Source organism: Sphingopyxis sp. LC81 (assembly GCF_000756375.1).
Classification (GTDB): domain Bacteria; phylum Pseudomonadota; class Alphaproteobacteria; order Sphingomonadales; family Sphingomonadaceae; genus Sphingopyxis.
This window is the reverse complement of the sequence record NZ_JNFD01000019.1, coordinates 20,974-38,896: the sequence shown is the minus strand read 5'-3', so window position 1 is coordinate 38,896 and position 17,923 is coordinate 20,974. Positions and strand designations below refer to the sequence as shown.

The following is a 17,923-nucleotide window of genomic DNA, read 5'->3' as shown; positions in this document are numbered from 1 at the left end:
GCTTTCGGTTGACGCCGGCGGGCGGAGCAAGGCATGGGCGCGGTTATGACCGCCGCCCCCGCCTCCCCGCTCAAGCTGTTCAACAGCCTGACGCGCAGCCTCGAACCGTTCGAGCCCGTCCACCCCGGCGAGGCGCGTGTCTATTCGTGCGGGCCGACGGTCTACAACTATCCGCATATCGGCAACATGCGCGCCTATGTCTTCGCCGACACGCTCGGCCGCACACTGTCGTACAAGGGTTATAAGCTCACCCACGTCATCAACATCACCGACGTCGGCCATCTGACCGACGACGCCGATGCGGGCGAGGACAAGCTGGAAAAGGCGGCGGCCGAGCGCGCGCAGTCGATCTGGGACATCGCGAAACATTATACCGAGGCCTATTGGGCCGACGTGAAGGCGCTCAATATCCGACAGCCCGCGCACTGGTCGATCGCCACCGATTATGTTCCGGCGATGATCGAATTCGCCAAGACGATCGCCGGCAAGCATTGCTACGAGCTGGAGGGCGGCCTCTATTTCGACACCACGACGGTCGCCGATTACGGCCGCCTCGCGCGCCACGGCACCGATGAAGGCGAAAGCCGCATCGACCCCGTCGACGGCAAGCGTCATCCGGCCGACTTCGCGATCTGGCGCAAGACCCCCGCGGGCGAGACGCGCCAGATGGAGTGGGACTCACCGTGGGGCCGCGGCGCGCCGGGCTGGCACCTCGAATGCTCGGTGATGTCCGAAGCGCTGCTCGGCTTCCCGTTCGACATCCACACCGGCGGCATCGACCATCGCGAGATCCACCATCCGAATGAGATCGCGCAGAATCAGGCGCACGGCTGCAGCGACGCCAGCGGCGCGCGGATGTGGATGCACAATAACTTCCTCGTCGACCGCAGCGGCAAGATGTCGAAGTCGAGCGGCGAATTCCTCCGCATCCAGCTCCTCATCGACAAGGGCTACCACCCCCTCGCTTATCGCCTGATGTGCCTGCAGGCGCATTATCGCAGCGAGCTGGAGTTCAGCTGGGACGGTCTTGGCGCCGCGCTGACGCGGCTCAAGCGGCTCGTAATGGCAGCGGCGTCGGCGCGCGACGCGGAAGCGGCGGCGCCGACCGACCGCCGCGTCACCGATCTGCTGGCAAAGTTCGACGCGGCGATGTCGGACGACCTCAACACGCCCGTCGCGCTCACGCTGCTCGAAGAAACGGCGGCGATGAAAAAGATCGACGCGGGCCAGAAGCGAGCGGCGCTCGCCGCTATGGATGCCGTCCTCGGCCTTAACCTGCTGACGACCGCGCGCTCCGACCTGCGCGTCCGTCCCAAGACCGCGACGATCGGCGAGGACGAGATCGAAGCGACGCTCGCGCGCCGCAAGGACGCCCGCGCCGCCAAGGATTTTGCCGCATCCGATGCGCTGCGCGACGAACTCGTCGCCGCGGGGGTTGACGTAATGGACGGCGACCCGCTCGGATGGGACTGGCAACCCGGCGCCAATTAGAGGCTTGTCGCAGGCCCGCGGGCTGCTAGCCTCGTTGCATGTCGCAACTGATCTGCTGGCTGCTCGTCGGCCTTGTCCACCTGATCCCGGCGCTGGCTTTGTTCCGGCCGGCGCTGATCACGCGGCTCTACGGTATCGCATCGGACAGCCCGCTCTTTCTGCTGATGCACCACCGCGCCGCGCTGTTCTTCGCGGTGCTCGTCGCCTGCGTGTGGGCGGCGTTCGACCCCGGCGGCCGCAAGCTCGCGACCTTGCTCGCCGCGATCTCGATGCTCAGCTTCCTGTTTCTCTACCAGTCCTACGGGCGCCCCGCGGCGCTCGGCACCATCGCGCTCGTCGATCTCATCGGCCTCGTCCCGCTCGCCTGGGCGGGCTGGCACGCATTTCAGCAGTAGGAAAATCATGACCAAGACCGTCACCGTCCTTTCGGGCTTGATCCGTCCGCTTGTCGAAAACCGGCTGCCCGACTGGATCGAACCCAAATTCTTCGCGTCGAAGGAAGAGGCGCTCGAACTCGCGCCGCAGGCCGAGATCGGCTGGTTCGACATGTACGACAAGAAGGACATGGCCGCGGTCATCACCGCCGCGACCGGGCTCAAATGGCTCAATTCGATCTATGCCGGGGTCGACGGCATGCCGCTGGACCTGCTGCGCGAGCGCGGCACCGTCCTGACCAACGGCGCCGGGATCAACGCGATCACCATCGCCGAATATGTCGTGATGGGGATGCTCACTGTCGCCAAGGGCTACCGCGATGTCGTCCGTGCGCAGGAACGCCGCGAATGGCTGATGGACTCGCCGGGCAAGGTCGAGCTGTTCGGGTCGAGGGCGCTGCTGCTCGGCTATGGCGCGATCGGCAAGCTGATCGAGGAACGGTTGAAGGCGTTCGCGGTCGATGTCACCGTCGTCCGCCGTTCACCGGGGCCGAATACGCTAACGCCCGACCAGTGGCGCGCGCAGCTCGGTGCGTTCGACTGGGTGATCCTCGCGGTCCCCGCGACCCCCGAAACCGACGGCATGATCGGCGCGGCGGAGCTCGCCGCGATGAAGCCGACGGCGACGCTCATCAACATCGCGCGCGGCAGCGTCGTCGATCAGGCCGCGCTGGTCGCGGCGCTCGATGCGCAGCAGATCGCCTCCGCCTTCCTAGACGTCACGACGCCCGAACCGCTCCCCTCGGACGATCCGCTGTGGAGCCTCGACAATGCGCATATAACGATGCACCTGTCGGGCCGCGCGCAGGACAAAATGTTCGTCCGATCGGCGCAGCGCTTCCTCGAAAATCTGGACCGGTGGAAAAAGGGCGAGGCGGTCGAGCCGCGGGTGGATTTGACGCTCGGCTACTGACGCGGCCGCTCGGCCTTCAATTCGCGCACCAGCGGTTGGAGCCGCTCGTCATATTTGGCGAGCATCGTGTGCGCGCCGGCGTGATCGTAGAAGCTGACGAGTTCACGCCCGTTCCAGCGGTGGAGCGCATAAGCGGGATCTTCGGCGACGATCATCGGCCGGTCATCGGGCTTGTTCTCGTCGATGGGCCTCAGGTCGAGCGAGACCTGCGGCGCGGTCGACGAACAGATCGCAATGGTGCGGCCTTCCCATGCGACGGTGACGCTGCGGTGGAGATGGCCGCAGATCAGTCCGCGAACCTGCGGATGCCGCCGCACGACGTCGGTGAAGACCGCGACCCACGGCTCGTCCGGGTCGGTGTTCATCCACTCGATCCCGCTTTCGATCGGCGGATGGTGCATGACGATATAGGTCGGCTTGGCGCTATCCTTCGCCAGTTCGGCGTCGAGCCAGGCGGCGCGCCGGTCGCAAAATGCGCCGCCGTGGCGCCCTTCCTCCAGCGTATCGATCGTCACCAGCCGCAGTTCGGGGAGTTCGATCGTGTACTGAACGAAACCGTTGCCATCGTCGAGACCCGGAAAGCGGGCATGGAAATTGTCGCGCAGGTCATGGTTGCCGACGCTCGGCCACACCGGAAAGGGGCAGCGTGAAAAGGCGGTCGCGAGGCGGCGATAACTGTCGTCGTCGCCGCGATCGGAAAGATCGCCGGTCGCGAGCAGCAAGTCGGGCCGGTTCGGCCCCTCGATCAGCACGTCGAGCACCTCGTCGAGGCGCTTGCGGTTATATTCGGCCGGATTGTCCGGATCGAACCCGATATGGATATCTGTGATCTGCGCGATCAGCATATCCGTCCCCCGTTCCGGTCGGCTGGTCCCGACCCATAAAACCTCACCCGCCCCGCCTTGCCCCGTGCAAGGGAGGTGTGCGCCACGTCACATCGTAAAGGCCCCGCCCCCCGGTTCCTGTGATCATGCTCACACTATAGGTAGCAGCAAGAGGTTTATTTGTGATTGCGGCGGTGTTTTTCTTGGCTCTGCGCGGCGGCATCCACGGTTTGCCGCCGTCCGAATGATATTCGTGGCACATCGCGCAGGGCGATTCGGTCGCGGTTTCGACCTTTACGACGCGCGCCCCGCCCTCACCGACATGGCAATCGCGGCACTGACGCAGCCCCGGCACGAGCAGGTCGGTCGAGGCTTTCGATGCCGGCGCGGCGGTATGACAGTCGGCGCATTCGGTTTCCTTATGCGCGTCATGGTCGAACCAGCCCTTTTGCAGGTAGCGCGGCGTCTGGCTGACCGCCGCGACCCGCCAGCTGTTGCCCGCCTGCGGCGCAAAGATCGTGTGGCAGTCGTAACAGGCGCCGCCCTTTGAGAAGACCGCGCGCACCGCATCCTGCGCACGGCTGGGCCGTGTCGCGACTTCGTTGAAATAGATGTTGTAAACCTGCCCCTCGGCATAGGCGCCCGGACGCCGCCGCTGCATGCCGCCAAGCTGGAGCGGTCGCCCGGGCGGGGTCGAGCGGTAATAGGCGGTGAGATCGGCGACGACCTGGTCGGGCTCGCCATGGCGCAAAGTCCGCGTCACCCCGCCGACGGTTTCGAAGGCAAGGCTGTGGCACATCGCGCAGTCGCGCTCCATCTCGACCGGCTTGACGCGCACCCCATCGGCCTCGACGCGGTGGCAGTTCGCGCACTCCAGCTTCTTGCCGAAATCGTAGCGGCCGCGGAAACTCGCCGCCATGCGCGCGACCCCGCCGGTCGCCTGCAAATGCATGTCGTGCGGGAATTTGAGGCCGTTATAGTCGACGGTGCCTTTGGCCAGCGTCGTGCGCACCAGCTTGCCGCCCGGCGCGGGACGCACGAGCGGGCGGAATTCGGGATGACTCGTGCCGAAATCGGCGGCATCGGCGAGCGTCGTCGGATGCCCGGCGGTCTTCAATCGCGCCGACATACCATCATGGCAATCGGCGCAAAATTTCTGCGGCGTCGCCGGCATCGGCCCCGCGCCCTCATGCTCGGTATGGCATTCGACGCAGCGCCCCTGCGGTTTGTTGAAGGTCTTGGCAAAGCCATCGAGAATCTTCTCACCCACCCCCGGCGGGTGGCGCGCGGCGAGCAGCATTGCGGTCGGCGCACCCGCGTGCGCCATGCTCATCGCCTTGTGCTCGCCGGTGTGGCAGCCGACGCACGCCTTGTCGGTCACCGCGACGAACGGTTCGACATGGCACGACTGGCAGTCGTTCTTCAGGCTGGCATGTGCGCTCGATAACGGGCCCGAGAGCCATGCGCTGTCGGCATGATAGCCATCGGGGCGCTCATTCACATTCTTGTAGCTGTACCACGCCCAGATCGGCCCGATCAGGAAGGCGAGCAGCATCAGCAGGCCGAACAGCCACGCCCCCATGCGCTTGCCGAGCATGACACCCTGCAGCGAAAAGGCCTTTACCTCATCAACATCCTTCGACGATTGCGACAGCTCGTCGATCCGCTCGACGAGCAGGATAATGGCATCGCCTTCGCGCGCGATGGTCAGCCGGTGGCCGCCGAAGCGCAGCTCGGCACCCGCGGCGCTGTCGACGTCCGCCGCATCGACGGTGCGGCCGTTGAAATCGAACCCCAGCCCTTCGCTCGCCCGCACGCGGACGTGGCGCCCGTCCGCGCTGCTGATCGTCGCATGCTGCGGATTCACCGCGAGATCGGCGACGTGGATGACGTTGCTGCCCTCGCGCCCGAGCGTGATCATGTCGCCCGGCAGCGCCGTATCGCGAATGATCTGTTTGCCGGTCTTCGTCGTCGAAATACGGCGCAGGATGAAGCTCATGGTTCTCCTCCCCGCCTTACCAGTAGAAGAAGACGCTGATGATGTGCGCCGACAGCGCCGCGATCAGCGCAAAGGTCAGCGGCACATGCACATAGAGCCAGATTTCGAGCAGCCCGCGGATGCGAAGATGTCGGCGCAGGCGCGTCAGAGCGGCTTCCTTCTGCTTAAGCAGCCCGACAACCTTCTCGCGCGCCTCGCGGTCGCTGCCGTTCGAGACCGACAGCGTGCGCAGCGCCGCCGCAGTCGCGCAATTCGGATAGCGGCCCGACAATCGCGCGCCGATGCCGCCCGCGAACGGATCCTCGTCGAGCGCCGCGAGCACCGGCGCGGTGTCGGCGGGCGTCAGCGGTTGCGCCGCGCTGTGCAGCTGGCGATCGAAGGCACGGATCGCCTCGAGCATCTGCATCTGCGTCATCTCGTCGCGGTTGTTCGACAGCGCCGTCGGCAAGGTCGCATAGGCGATGACGCCATAGAGCCCCGACAGGATCACGAGCATCATCAGCGCCCACGCGAGCGTATGGACGTTCCAGCCGAGCTGGAACCCGGTGTGCCAGGTACCGATGACGATCAGGCTGAGCCCGAGATAGACATGCGCCGAGGTCCATGCCTTGAGCGACCAGTAATCGCTCGTCATCTTGCGCTTGCGATAGCCCAATGCGGTGAGCCAGAGGATCAGCGCGGCGCCGATCGTGCCGAGCGTATAGCCGTACCAGCTGCCGCCATTATGCCGCGGCGTCACGTCGACCAGCGCGTAGGAAACGATGACCAGGAAGCAGAGCGCGCCCGAAATCTTGGCCCAGCGAAACCCCGCGTAGCGCAGAAAACCTTCATGCCTCCGCTCGCGAACGCGCTCGGTCTGGGTCGCCTTGGTGCGGCGGCGCTGGAAGAGGCTTGCCATCAGTCGGCGTCTTCCTGAAGCCGCGCGATCGACAGGAATTCTTCAGGCGAAACGCGGATCGCCGCGCCGGTCGGACAGGCGCGCACGCACGCGGGGCCGCCCGAAATGCCTTTGCACATGTCGCATTTGACCGCGATTTTCTTGGGCTTCTCGTCGCCCAATTGCTTCTTGGTCCATTTGGGCGATGGCTCGCCCGGGCCGGGACCGAAGCCCGTGAGCAGCCAGCGCAGCAGGCTCGGCTTCTCGGGCGGCGCGGCCTCCATGCGGATCACGCCATAGGGGCAATTGCGCATGCAATTGCCGCAGCCGATGCACCCCGGCTCCATGAACACCTCGCCGTCGGGGCCGCGGTGGATGACGTTCGGCGGACAATCGGCCATGCAATGCGGATGCTCGCAGTGACGGCAGCTCGTCGGCACATGGAGGTGGGCGAAGGTCTTGCCCGCCTCGCGGTCGAGCCGCGACAGGCCTTCATGGCTGTCAGCGCAGGCCTTTTCGCAATTGTCGCAGCCAACGCACAGATTCTCGTCGATCAAGAGCGCGTCGGTCGCCTCGCCGAGCCCCTCCTTCATGATGAAGCTGGCGGTGTCCGAATAGAGATCGACCGCGCTCGAATAGCTCGCTTTCCGCGATTCGATGAAGCTGTTCATCGCCGCGCGTTCGGCGACCGCGGCCTCGGTCGCTTCGCGCACCTGCGGCCGCTTGGCGAGCATCGCCTTGAATGCGTCACCCTTGAGCTTGATGACCTCGCTTGCGACGGCCGCCTTCACCGTCGCGTTGCGCGGCGCGCCGCTGAGCACCGCCATTTCGCCAAAGAAGCTGCCGGCGGGCAAATAGCGCAGGAAGATCGGTTTGCCGCCAATATCCTTCTCGACGACCATCGACCCCGATCGGATGACATAGACATCGTCGCCCTCGTCGCCCTCGGCGAGCACGACCTTGCCCGCGGGGACGCGTTCGATCGCGGGGTCCTCGACGATCGGTTCGAGATCCTCGACCGTCAGCCCGCCCTTGAAGATCTGCAGCAGCTGGCGTTCGAGCGAGATGCGGTTGATCACGCGTTTCGCGCCCGGAACCGCCGCCATCAGCTTGAGCGCCGCGGTACGCGACACTTCGACGAAGATGCTGTCTTCGCCGGCACGGATCGTCGCGCCGCGCTTGCGGCCCGAAATCAGACCGACCTCGCCGAAGATCGAGCCCTCCTCGATCGGCACGGAGAAATCGGGGCCGACCTCGACCACCGCATGGCCGTCGGCGATCGCAAACAGCGACGATCCCGGCTCGCCCTTTTCGAACACGATGTCGCCCTTCGAATAAAAGGCGACCTTCGAATCGAGCATGAATTCGCGCATCTGGAGCGGCGAGACATCGGCGAAGATGCGGATGCGCGTGCGCAGATATTCGAGCCACTCGCTGACCGATTTCTGCTGCGGCAACCCCGCGAAGATCGCCGCGAGATCCTTTTCGTCGGCGGGGGTCAGCGCCTTGTTGCCGTTCAGGAACTCGACGACGTCATAGCCCTGGTTCATGCAATGCTTGATCAGCGGATAACCCGCGAGCGCGCCGATGACATAGAGGCCGGGCACCGTCGTCTCGAATGTCGGCGATAATTTCGGAAAAGCCTCCCGATCGGGACCGGTGAACTCGATCCCCATCGATTCGACGAAGCCGCGCGGCGCGACCGAGCCCAATCGCGCGACGATGATGTCGCATTCGATCCGCTCCTCGCCGGTCGGGGTTTCGAGCGTCAGCCAGCCCGGCTCGACCTTCTTCGGCTGCGTTTCGGTGCGGATCGACATGAAGCCATTTTCGCCCGCCTCGGTCATGTCGGCGACATTCTTCGCCTTGGCGCGCGCGAAATCCTTTGAGCGATTGAGGATGGTGACGGTGTTCTCAAGCGCTTCCTCGGCGACACCGAGCGCATTTTCGATCCCCGCGTCGCCCGACCCGACGACGGTGATATGCTTGTCCTTGAAATCCTCGGGATCGTCGACCTGATAGATGATGTGCGGCAGGTCGGCGCCCTCGCAGCGCATCCGGTTCGGATTGCCCTGCGTCCCGATCGCGAGCACGATATTCTCTGCGGTGTAGACGTCGCCCTTCGCGGTCCTGATCGCGAACGCGCCCTTTTCGCCGGTCACTTCGGCAACCTCGGCGTGATACGCCACATTCACCTTGTTGTTCGCGGCGTCCTCGTCCCAATTGCCGAGGATATATTCGCGCGCGCCCTCGGCGAAACGGCAGTCGGAGCGCAGGTCGAGCCGCTCGGGGGTCGCGAGCACACGCTTGCCCTTCTGATATTTGAAGATGGTGTCCGACAGATGGTCGGTTTTTTCGAGCAATATGTGGCTGAGCCCGAGCTGCGCGGCGCGCGACGCGGCGCTGAGCCCCGCGGGACCCGACCCGATGATCGCAACCTTGACCGGATCGCTCATGCGCGCGCCATCGCACGGCCGGAGCCGCACCTGCTGTCACTAACCGTGATGCTGAACGCGCGCACGGGCATCCTTTCCCCCTGTCGCCAGCCCCCCCGGCGAATTCATAACGGATGCGACCCGGACTTATGTCCTGGGCGCAAAGCTATGCCCTTGAAAGCGAGGAAAGGTCAACCAGTGGAGGCGAGAAACCAGCCGTTGCGAGCCATTCTCAACAACGGGCAGCCGGTGCGATCAGGCGAGCTCGAACATCGCGGCAATACGTTCGGACTGGGTCGGCTCGAAGCGCGACCATCCATCGGGGCCGAGCTTTTCGAGCGGACGGAAGCGCGCCTTGTACGCCATGCGCGCCGACCCTTCGATCCAGTAACCGAGATAGACGTAGGGAAGTCCCGCCCGCGCCGCGCGCTGGACATGGTCGGCGATGATATAGGTGCCGAGCCCCTCACGCATCGGATGCGCCGCGTCGAAGAAGCTGTAGATCATCGACAGCCCGTCGCCCTGCCGGTCGGTCAGGCAGCAACCGACGAGACGGCCCTTGCTGCCATCCGCGGTCGGCTCGCGATATTCGATCATATAGCTATCGACCGGGGTCTGCTCGACCATGTCGGCGAAATCCTGCTCGTCCATATCGGCCATGCCGCCATCGGGATGGCGCGAACCCAGGTAGGAGCGCAGGAGGGCATATTGCTCTTCGGTCGCCCACGGCTTGCACGCGGTGGCAACAAGGTCGCCGTTGCGGCGCAGGTTGCGTTTCTGCGAGCTGCTGGGCGTGAATTCGGTCGCGCAGACGCGTACCGACACGCAGGCCGAGCAATCGGCGCAGCTCGGGCGATAGGCGACCGACTGGCTGCGGCGGAAGCCGATGCGGCCGAGCGCATCGTTCAGCTCGTTCGCCGAGTTGCCGCTGAGCTCGGTGAACACCTTGCGCTCGGTCTTGCCCGCCAGATAGGGACAAGGCGCCGGGCTGGTGACAAAAAAGCGCGGAAAACGGAACGGTGCGGACACGCGGGAAAACCTCCGGACTGGCGAATGCGGAGCCCCCCGACGCGGGTCCGACGCGCTACTTGCACCAACTATGCCGCGCAGCGTCAATGGTGCAAAGTCCATTTACCATTTTTAAACGTCCCGAACTGAATCAACCCGAAAATTTTGTGAATCAGCCGGTAACTTTTGTGCCGATTTGAATCGACTAGGGTCCGAATCCTAACTGTAGCCGCGCAGCTCGTCGCCCGTGAGCGTCGCCACGTGGAGCACGTTGGTCGACCCCGGGGTGCCGAACGGAACCCCCGCCATCATCACCAGCTTCGCGCCCGCCTTGCAGATGCCGTGGCGCAGCGCCATGCGCTTACCCTTGGCTATCATCTCTTCGAAGCTGCCGATGTCCTTGGTCGGCACGGCATGCGCGCCCCACAGCAGGCCCATACGCCGCGCCGCCTCGCGCTTCGGCGTGAGCACCAGCAAAGGCGCACCCGGCCGCTCGCGCGCGACGCGGCGCGCGGTCGAACCCGATGCGGTGAAACAGATGATCGCATCGGCGGCGATCGTCGTAATGATGCTGCCCGCCGCCTCGGCCAGCGCATCGGCGGTCGTCGCGTCGGGCGCGGTCTCGGTGAAATGCAGACGGCGAAAATAATCGGGGTCGCTTTCGACCGAACGCGCGATCGAATCCATCATCGTCACCGCCTCGACCGGGAAGGCGCCCGCTGCGGTTTCGGCCGACAGCATGATCGCGTCCGCCCCGTCATAGACAGCGGTTGCGACGTCGGACACTTCGGCGCGCGTCGGCGACGGCGAGACGATCATCGATTCGAGCATCTGCGTCGCGACGACGACCGGCTTGCCCATGCGGCGCGCGGTCGCGACGATCTTTTTCTGAAGCGGCGGCACGGCCTCGGGCGGCAGTTCGACCCCCAGGTCGCCGCGCGCAACCATCGCCGCGTCTGCAAGCTCAAGGATTTCCTCGATCCGCTGCACGCCCGACGGCTTCTCGAACTTCACCAGCAACGCCGCCTTGCCGCCGATCAGCGTGCGCGCCTCGGCGACGTCCTCGGGACGCTGCACGAACGACAGCGCGATCCAGTCGACATGCTGTTCGAGCGCGAAGGTCAGGTCCTTGCGGTCCTTTTCGGTCAGCGCCGCGAGCGGCACGACGACGTCGGGCACATTGACGCCCTTGCGGTCCGAAATCTTGCCGCCGACCTCGACCACCGTCTCGATCTTGTCCGGCGCGACGCTCTTCACGCGCAGCACCAGCTTGCCGTCGTCGATGAGCAAGCGCGTGCCGGCTTCGAGCGCCGCGAACAATTCGGGGTGCGGCAGGTAAACGCGCGTCGCATCGCCCGGCGTCTTGTCGGTATCGAGGGTGAAGCTCTTGCCGTTCACCAGCTCGGCCGGGCCGTCCTTGAAGGTGCCGACGCGCAGCTTGGGGCCTTGCAGGTCGACGAGGATCGTCGTCGGACGTCCGGTGTCCTTTTCGAGCGCGCGGATCGCCGCGATCACCTTGGCATGACCCGCATGATCGCCGTGGCTCATATTGACGCGAAACGCATCGGCACCCGCGCGATGCAGCGCGGCGATCATCTCGGGGTTGGCGCTTGCGGGGCCAAGGGTCGCCAGGATGCGCACCTTGCGCTGGCGGGGAGTAAAATTCTGGACCACAAAAGCTCCGATAACAGGGGGACGCTAGGGCAATGCCGGCTTGCTGACGATGGCAATGCCGCCTTGATGATAGGAAGGCAACCGCCGTATAGCTATTCAATCATTCAACGGAGGAACCATGTCCTGCAGCGACGATCAGACGACCGGTAACGATGCGCTCGACAGCCTCGACGATGCGGTCGCCGCCGCGGCCTTCCGCCGCCTCGTCCGCCTGCTCCAGCATCGCAGCGACGCGGCGAACATCGATTTGATGGGGCTCGCCGGATTTTGCCGCAACTGCCTGGGCGACTGGATCGCGGAGGCGGGCGACATGGACAAGGAGGCCGGGCGCGCGATCGTCCACGGCATGCCGACCGCGGAGTGGAAGGCGCGCCACCATACCGCCGCCACCCCCGAACAGCTCGCGCGGATGGAAGAAAGCATGGCCAAAAATCCCGGAGCCGATTAGGGACGCGCCAGGCGCGATTCTCGCGCCGCATCATCCCAATCACCGGAGCCAAAAATGAGCGAAGCCACCGTATCCGACGAACAACTGCGCCTTTTCATCGAGCGCATCGAGCGTCTGGAAGAAGAGAAAAAGGGCATCGCCGACGACATCCGCGACACCTATAATGAATCGAAATCGCAGGGTTACGACCCGAAAATCATGCGCCAGATCGTTCGCCTGCGCAAACTGCCGGTCCACGACCGCAAGGAAATGGAAGCGATTCTCGACGTCTATAAGTCGGCGCTCGGAATCGACTGACGCCCCCAGCCAGGAGAGTGACGATGTTCAGCACCACCACCAACAATGTCGAGGGCCGTCCGGTCCGCGAATATCTGGGCATCGTCACCGGCGAAGTGATCGTCGGCGCAAATTTGTTCCGCGACCTGTTCGCGAGCATCACCGACATCGTCGGCGGCCGCTCGGGCAAATATGAGGACGTCCTTGCCCGCGCGCGCAAGGAAGCGATCGGCGAAATGGAAGCCGAGGCCGCGCGCCTCGGCGGCAATGCGGTGATCGGCGTCGACCTCGACTATGAAGTGCTCGGGCAGAATGGTTCGATGCTGATGGTGTCGGCGAGCGGGACGGCGGTGACACTGGCGTGAGTGTGGCCATCCGCCCGGCGACCTCAGCCGACGCGGCGCGATGTGCCGAGATTTACGCCCCCTATGTCACGGACAATTGGGTCAGTTTCGAATGCGATCCGCCCGATGCGCCGGAAATGGCGCGCCGGATAGAGAATTATGGCGTGAGACATGGCTGGCTGGTTGCGGAGGTCGAAGGCAAAATCGCGGGATACGCCTATGGCTCCCCTCACCGCGCGCGAGAAGCCTATGCGACCTCGGCAGATGTCGCGGTCTACCTTGATCTGGCTTTTGCGCGTGCCGGAATTGGGCGGCAGCTTTATGAGGCGCTGTTTCCGATTTTGGCCCATCGCAATATCCACGCCATCTTTGCCGGGATTGCCTTGCCGAATGACGCCAGCATCGGCTTGCATGAGGCGATGGGCTTTACGCCGATCGGTATCTACCGCGAGGTCGGCTGGAAAATGGGCGGCTGGCGCGATGTCGGGTGGTGGCAGCGGTTGCTTTGACATTCGGTCCTGATGTAAGCGCGCGCTTCCAGATTCCTTCCAGCCGAAAAGAAGAGAGCCATGGCCGGCCATAGCAAATTCAAGAACATCATGCACCGCAAGGGTGCACAGGACAAAAAGCGCAGCACGCTTTTCTCGAAGCTCGCGCGCGAAGTCACCGTCGCGGCGAAGATGGGCCTGCCCGATCCCGACGCCAACGCCCGCCTGCGCGCCGCGGTCAACGCCGCCAAGGCGCAGTCGATGCCCAAGGACAATATCCAGCGCGCGATCGACAAGGCTGCGGGCGGCGAAGGCGAGAACTACGAAGAAATCCGCTACGAAGGCTATGGCCCGGGCGGCGTGTCGCTGATCGTCGAGGCGCTGACCGACAACCGCAACCGCACCGCGACCAACGTCCGCACCGCCTTCTCGAAAAACGGCGGCAACCTTGGCACCAGCGGCAGCGTCAGCCATGGTTTCGACCGGCTGGGCATGATCAGCTATGCCGCCAAGGCGGGCGATGCCGACACGGTGTTCGAAGCCGCGCTCGACGCCGGCGCCGACGATGTCGAATCGTCCGAGGACGGCCACGACATCTGGACCAGCGTCGACAGCCTGCACGAAGTCGCAAAGGCGCTCGAAGCCAAGCTCGGCGAGGCCGAAGGCGTCAAACTCGCATGGCGCCCGACGCTGAAAAGCGAAGTCACCGAAGAGAGCGTGGCGCAGAGCCTGTTCAAGCTGATCGACACGCTCGACGACGACGACGATGTCCAGACCGTCTGGGGCAATTACGAAATCCCCGACGCCGTGATGGAAAAACTGGGGTGAGCGATCCCGCGGCAGCGGGCGGCGAGGACGAGGTTCGCCGCGTCCTCGAAGCCTATGCCGCGGCGTGGAAATCGGGCGATCTGGCGGCGATTGCCGCGCTGTATCACGACGATTTCACTCTGCACTATGGCGGTGCCAACGCGCTGTCGGGTGTCCATGCCGGAAAAGTCGCCGCGCTGGCAGTGCTCGCCGATTTCTCGCGGCGCACCGGTCGGCGGCTTCTCGACATCGTCGACGTCATGGCGGGGCCGCGCCGCGGCGCGATTGTCGCGCGCGAACGGCTGGGCTTGGGCGATGCGGCGGTCGAGGTCGAACGCCTGCTTGTCTATACCGTCGCCGACGGCCTGCTGCGCGAATGCTGGGTTTACGACGCCGATCAAGCGCTGATCGACCGGCTGATCGGCCCGGCCTGACCCCATGATCATCCTCGGTCTCGATCCCTCGCTCAGCTGCACCGGCTGGGGCGTCATCCGCGTCGAGGGCAGCCGGATCAGCCATATCGCCAACGGACAGGTGAAGACCGACGCCAAGGCGCCGCTGCCCGACCGGCTCGCGCATCTCGACACGGTGCTCACGGCGGTGATCGCCGATCATGCGCCGCAATGCGCGGCGGTCGAGGAAGTCTTCGTCAACGACAATCCGCAATCGACGCTCAAACTCGCGCACGCCCGCGGCGTCGTGCTGCTTGGCTGCGCACGCGGCGGGCTGACGGTCGCCGAATATGCGCCGCGGCTGGTCAAGAAGGCGATCGTCGGCACTGGCGGCGCGGCGAAGGAACAGGTGCAGGCGATGCTGCGCGTGCTGCTGCCCGGCGCGAAGGTCGTCGGCGCCGATGCGGCCGATGCGCTGGCGGTCGCAATCTGCCATGCGAACCATCGGCCTCGGCACTAACACTTCGTCACCCCGGACTTGATCCGAGGTCCACGCGGCGATGGATGCCGGATCAAGTCCGGCATGACGAAGAGGGGATATTCCCGACGATGAGGGGAAATTGATTCCCTTTTCGTTCTCCCCGCGCTAGGCACGGACCATGATCGCGAAACTGACGGGGCGGCTGGATTCGAGCGGCGCAGGCCATGCGGTGATCGACGTCGGCGGCGTCGGTTATCTGGTCGAGGCATCGGCGCGCACGTTGGACGCATTGGGCCCGGTCGGCGGCGCCGTCACCATCCACACCGAAATGCTGGTCGGCGAGGATTTCCTGCGCCTGCTTGGCTTCGCCAAGGCCGAAGAACGCGACTGGTTCCGCCTGCTCACCAGCGTGCAGGGCGTCGGCGCCAAGGTCGCGCTCGCGATCCTCTCGGCGCTCGAGATCAGCGACCTGCAACGCGCGCTCGCCAGCGGCGACAGCGCGATGATCGCGCGCGCGAACGGCGTCGGGCCGAAGCTCGCGCAACGGATTACGCATGAACTGAAGGATAAGGCTGGGGCGCTCGGCGGGATCGCGGGAAGCGGGCCGATCCTCTCGGCCGCCTCCGGCCCGCTGGGCGACGCTGTCACCGCCCTCACCGGCCTTGGTTTCAAACCCGGCGAAGCGAGCACCGCGGTTGCGGCTGCCAACGAGGAACTGGGCGCGGGCGCGAGCCTCGACGCGCTCGTGCGCGTTGCGCTCAAGAAAGCGGCGAAGTGAGCCCCTCCCCACATTGCCGTATGCCAGCGCATTGGACGCTTGATCCAAGCCAATGTTGGTATGACTGGCAAACGCTAATTGGTGGGGTCTTGGCGGTCGGCGCCGCAGCGGTCAGCGTCTATTTCCTCAGAAAACAGATTTCGCAAACCGAATTGCTTCATCAAGCCGAGCTAGCGCGGCAGCATAACGCTGTGAGAACCGTGACGCCGATTGCTCTCTCTTCGATTAGTGATTTTTGTCACGTAATCTCAGATGAAATTTGCGATGAAATCGAGCGCCGCGCAAACGCGCCGCTAATTTTGGATGCCGACGAAAACGAGAAAAAACGACTTTCACCGCAGCATATCCCAAACAACGTACTTCCTACGATGCAGGGGTTGGTGGAAACATTGTCCGAAAAATCCAAGATAAAACATGTAGCAGAATTAGTTGGAAGTCTTCAAATTCTGCAATCTAGGTACAACGATCTTGACCTGCGCCAGGCAGGTTCGGATATCAATTTATATGGACTATTGATCGATTGCGCAAAGGTGAAACTCCTAACAGATAGCATATTTAACTATAGTAGATTTGTCGACGAAGGGAATTTCTCGTTATTCAATGGTCAGGATTCAGAAAAAGTATGGGACGATATTCATAGAAAATCACAAAGCTTGGTTTTCAGCAGAAGCGTTCCAGACCTGTTTTTCCCTACACTTGCGAAAAAAATAGAGTCGTACAAGACGCATAAAATTTCTCCTTGGATGGAGAAATTTGAATGACGACCGACCGCGTCCGCCACGCCTCCTGCCGCTGCGGCCAGGTCCGCATCGCCTGCACCGGCGAGCCGATCCGCGTGTCGGTCTGCCATTGTCGCGAGTGCAAGGCGCGGAGCGGCAGCGCCTTTGCCGCGCAGGCCCGCTTCCCTGCCGAGCAAGTCCGCACCGAGGGCGAGGCGAAGATGTGGCAGTACACCGGCGACAGCGGCAACACCGCCGACTTCTTCTTTTGCGACACCTGCGGTTCGGGTATCTGGTATCGCGCGCGGCCCTATCATGACGCCTATGCGGTGCCGCTGGGCAATTTCGAACCCGGGCACGGCTTCGTGCCCGACTATTCGGTCTATGAAGACCGCAAGGAGCCTTGGGTTTCGATCAGCGGCGATGCAATAGAGCATTATGACTGAACCCGTCGCCCTCACCACGCCGATCCGCACCCCCGAGGATGCCGACGCCGCGCTGCGGCCGAAGACGCTTGCCGAATTCGTCGGGCAAGCGGCCGCACGCGAAAATTTGCGGATTTTTATCGAGGCGGCGAAGTCGCGGTCCGACGCGCTCGACCATGTGCTTTTCTATGGCCCGCCGGGGCTCGGTAAGACGACGCTGGCACAGATCGTCGCGCGCGAGCTGGGCGTCGGGTTCCGCTCCACGTCGGGCCCCGTGATCGCGAAGGCGGGCGACCTCGCCGCGTTGCTCACCAATCTCGAGGATGGCGACGTGCTGTTCATCGACGAAATCCACCGCCTGTCGCCCGCGGTCGAGGAGATCCTCTATCCCGCGATGGAGGACCGTGCGCTCGACATCATGATCGGCGAGGGGCCGTCGGCGCGCTCAGTGCGGATCGATTTGCCCAAATTCACCCTCGTCGGCGCGACGACGCGGCAGGGCCTGCTGACCACGCCGCTGCGCGACCGTTTCGGCATTCCAGTGCGGCTCAATTTCTACACGCATGGCGAGCTGGAGCAGGTGATCACGCGCGCCGCCCGATTGCTGGCGCTCCCCATCGCGTCCGACGGTGCGCTCGAGATCGCGAAGCGGTCGCGCGGGACGCCGCGCATCGCCGGGCGACTGCTGCGCCGCGTGCGCGATTTCGCGACCGTTGCCGGGCATAAGATCGTCGATGCCAAGGCCGCCGATGCCGCGCTCAACCGGCTCGAGGTCGATGCACTCGGGCTCGACGCGATGGACCGGCGGTATTTGACGATGATCGCCGATATCTATCGCGGCGGGCCGGTCGGGGTCGAGACGATGGCGGCGGGGCTGTCCGAACCGCGCGACACGATCGAGGATGTGATCGAGCCCTATCTGCTGCAGGTCGGGTTGATCGCGCGCACCGCGCGCGGACGCATGCTCAACGCGAGCGCGTGGAAGCATCTCGGGCTCAATCCGCCAGCGGGTTCGCAGGACGGACTTTTCGATCAGGCAAAATAGACGGATTTCCGCGGATTTCATTCCACCAACCGGCCCCGATCCGCGACGAACCGTTGGTTAGGGGT

Annotated in this window: 20 protein-coding genes; 14 read left to right on the top strand and 6 right to left on the bottom strand. The window is 64.3% G+C overall.

Annotation, left to right across the window (positions count from 1 at the left end; translation table 11 throughout):
• The first annotated feature begins 33 nt into the window (after positions 1 to 33).
• Genes cysS through FG91_RS10125 form a run of 3 tightly spaced genes read left to right on the top strand, consistent with a single transcriptional unit; the run spans position 34 to position 2,838 of the window.
• Positions 34 to 1,491: a cysteine--tRNA ligase gene (cysS, locus tag FG91_RS10135; protein WP_443027739.1), complete on the top strand. Its 1,458-nt coding sequence runs from the start codon at positions 34 to 36 to the stop codon at positions 1,489 to 1,491.
• 38 nt (positions 1,492 to 1,529) lie between these two features.
• Positions 1,530 to 1,886: a hypothetical protein gene (locus FG91_RS10130; RefSeq protein WP_037514668.1), complete on the top strand. Its 357-nt coding sequence runs from the start codon at positions 1,530 to 1,532 to the stop codon at positions 1,884 to 1,886.
• 7 nt (positions 1,887 to 1,893) lie between these two features.
• Positions 1,894 to 2,838, top strand: coding sequence for a D-2-hydroxyacid dehydrogenase (locus FG91_RS10125; RefSeq protein ID WP_037514666.1), 945 nt, complete (start codon positions 1,894 to 1,896; stop codon positions 2,836 to 2,838).
• Here the strand turns inward: FG91_RS10125 and FG91_RS10120 are convergent.
• The 6 genes from FG91_RS10120 to pyk form a co-directional block, all read right to left on the bottom strand.
• A complete protein-coding gene (locus tag FG91_RS10120; RefSeq protein ID WP_037514665.1) occupies positions 2,832 to 3,683 on the bottom strand; it encodes a metallophosphoesterase in 852 nt (283 codons plus the stop codon). The genes FG91_RS10125 and FG91_RS10120 overlap by 7 nt on opposite strands.
• Before the next feature lie 43 nt (positions 3,684 to 3,726).
• Positions 3,727 to 5,661, bottom strand: coding sequence for a cytochrome c3 family protein (locus FG91_RS10115; protein WP_037514664.1), 1,935 nt, complete (start codon positions 5,659 to 5,661; stop codon positions 3,727 to 3,729).
• A 16-nt stretch (positions 5,662 to 5,677) separates the two neighbouring features.
• On the bottom strand, positions 5,678 to 6,559 hold the full coding sequence (locus tag FG91_RS10110) for a hypothetical protein (protein WP_037514662.1): 882 nt from the start codon (positions 6,557 to 6,559) through the stop codon (positions 5,678 to 5,680).
• Positions 6,559 to 8,994 (bottom strand): NAD(P)-binding domain-containing protein, encoded by a 2,436-nt coding sequence (locus tag FG91_RS10105; protein WP_037514660.1) that lies wholly within the window; start codon positions 8,992 to 8,994, stop codon positions 6,559 to 6,561. The genes FG91_RS10110 and FG91_RS10105 overlap by 1 nt, the downstream gene beginning before the upstream one ends.
• Before the next feature lie 234 nt (positions 8,995 to 9,228).
• Positions 9,229 to 10,002, bottom strand: a complete 774-nt coding sequence (locus tag FG91_RS10100; RefSeq protein WP_037514659.1) for an arginyltransferase — start codon at positions 10,000 to 10,002, stop codon at positions 9,229 to 9,231.
• 198 nt (positions 10,003 to 10,200) lie between these two features.
• Positions 10,201 to 11,655: a pyruvate kinase gene (gene pyk, locus FG91_RS10095; RefSeq protein WP_037514658.1), complete on the bottom strand. Its 1,455-nt coding sequence runs from the start codon at positions 11,653 to 11,655 to the stop codon at positions 10,201 to 10,203.
• Positions 11,656 to 11,773: 118 nt separating this feature from the next.
• Between pyk and FG91_RS10090 the strand changes: the two genes are divergently transcribed.
• The 11 genes from FG91_RS10090 to ruvB all read left to right on the top strand — a co-directional run bounded on the left by FG91_RS10090 (position 11,774) and on the right by ruvB (position 17,858).
• Positions 11,774 to 12,103, top strand: a complete 330-nt coding sequence (locus FG91_RS10090; protein WP_037514656.1) for a DUF1244 domain-containing protein — start codon at positions 11,774 to 11,776, stop codon at positions 12,101 to 12,103.
• Between the two features lie 54 nt (positions 12,104 to 12,157).
• The gene (locus tag FG91_RS10085) at positions 12,158 to 12,400 is read left to right on the top strand and encodes a DUF2312 domain-containing protein (protein ID WP_037514655.1); all 243 of its coding nucleotides are present in this window, start codon (positions 12,158 to 12,160) and stop codon (positions 12,398 to 12,400) included.
• A gap of 23 nt (positions 12,401 to 12,423) precedes the next feature.
• Positions 12,424 to 12,744 carry a YbjQ family protein gene (locus tag FG91_RS10080; protein WP_037514654.1) on the top strand — a complete coding sequence of 107 codons (321 nt, stop codon included), beginning with the start codon at positions 12,424 to 12,426 and terminating at the stop codon, positions 12,742 to 12,744.
• Positions 12,741 to 13,232 (top strand): arsinothricin resistance N-acetyltransferase ArsN1 family B, encoded by a 492-nt coding sequence (locus FG91_RS10075; protein WP_037514653.1) that lies wholly within the window; start codon positions 12,741 to 12,743, stop codon positions 13,230 to 13,232. The genes FG91_RS10080 and FG91_RS10075 overlap by 4 nt, the downstream gene beginning before the upstream one ends.
• A gap of 60 nt (positions 13,233 to 13,292) precedes the next feature.
• Positions 13,293 to 14,039 carry a YebC/PmpR family DNA-binding transcriptional regulator gene (locus FG91_RS10070; protein WP_037514651.1) on the top strand — a complete coding sequence of 249 codons (747 nt, stop codon included), beginning with the start codon at positions 13,293 to 13,295 and terminating at the stop codon, positions 14,037 to 14,039.
• Positions 14,036 to 14,452, top strand: a complete 417-nt coding sequence (locus tag FG91_RS10065) for a nuclear transport factor 2 family protein (RefSeq protein ID WP_037514649.1) — start codon at positions 14,036 to 14,038, stop codon at positions 14,450 to 14,452. The genes FG91_RS10070 and FG91_RS10065 overlap by 4 nt, the downstream gene beginning before the upstream one ends.
• Before the next feature lie 4 nt (positions 14,453 to 14,456).
• Entirely contained in the window at positions 14,457 to 14,930 is a 474-nt protein-coding gene (gene ruvC / locus FG91_RS10060; protein ID WP_037514648.1) for a crossover junction endodeoxyribonuclease RuvC, read from the top strand.
• A gap of 139 nt (positions 14,931 to 15,069) precedes the next feature.
• Positions 15,070 to 15,669 (top strand): Holliday junction branch migration protein RuvA, encoded by a 600-nt coding sequence (gene ruvA, locus FG91_RS10055; RefSeq protein ID WP_037514647.1) that lies wholly within the window; start codon positions 15,070 to 15,072, stop codon positions 15,667 to 15,669.
• A complete protein-coding gene (locus FG91_RS21745; protein WP_152568071.1) occupies positions 15,666 to 16,430 on the top strand; it encodes a hypothetical protein in 765 nt (254 codons plus the stop codon). The genes ruvA and FG91_RS21745 overlap by 4 nt, the downstream gene beginning before the upstream one ends.
• The gene (locus FG91_RS10050) at positions 16,427 to 16,834 is read left to right on the top strand and encodes a GFA family protein (protein ID WP_037514646.1); all 408 of its coding nucleotides are present in this window, start codon (positions 16,427 to 16,429) and stop codon (positions 16,832 to 16,834) included. The genes FG91_RS21745 and FG91_RS10050 overlap by 4 nt, the downstream gene beginning before the upstream one ends.
• On the top strand, positions 16,827 to 17,858 hold the full coding sequence (gene ruvB / locus FG91_RS10045) for a Holliday junction branch migration DNA helicase RuvB (RefSeq protein ID WP_037514645.1): 1,032 nt from the start codon (positions 16,827 to 16,829) through the stop codon (positions 17,856 to 17,858). The genes FG91_RS10050 and ruvB overlap by 8 nt, the downstream gene beginning before the upstream one ends.
• The last annotated feature ends 65 nt before the right edge of the window (positions 17,859 to 17,923 follow it).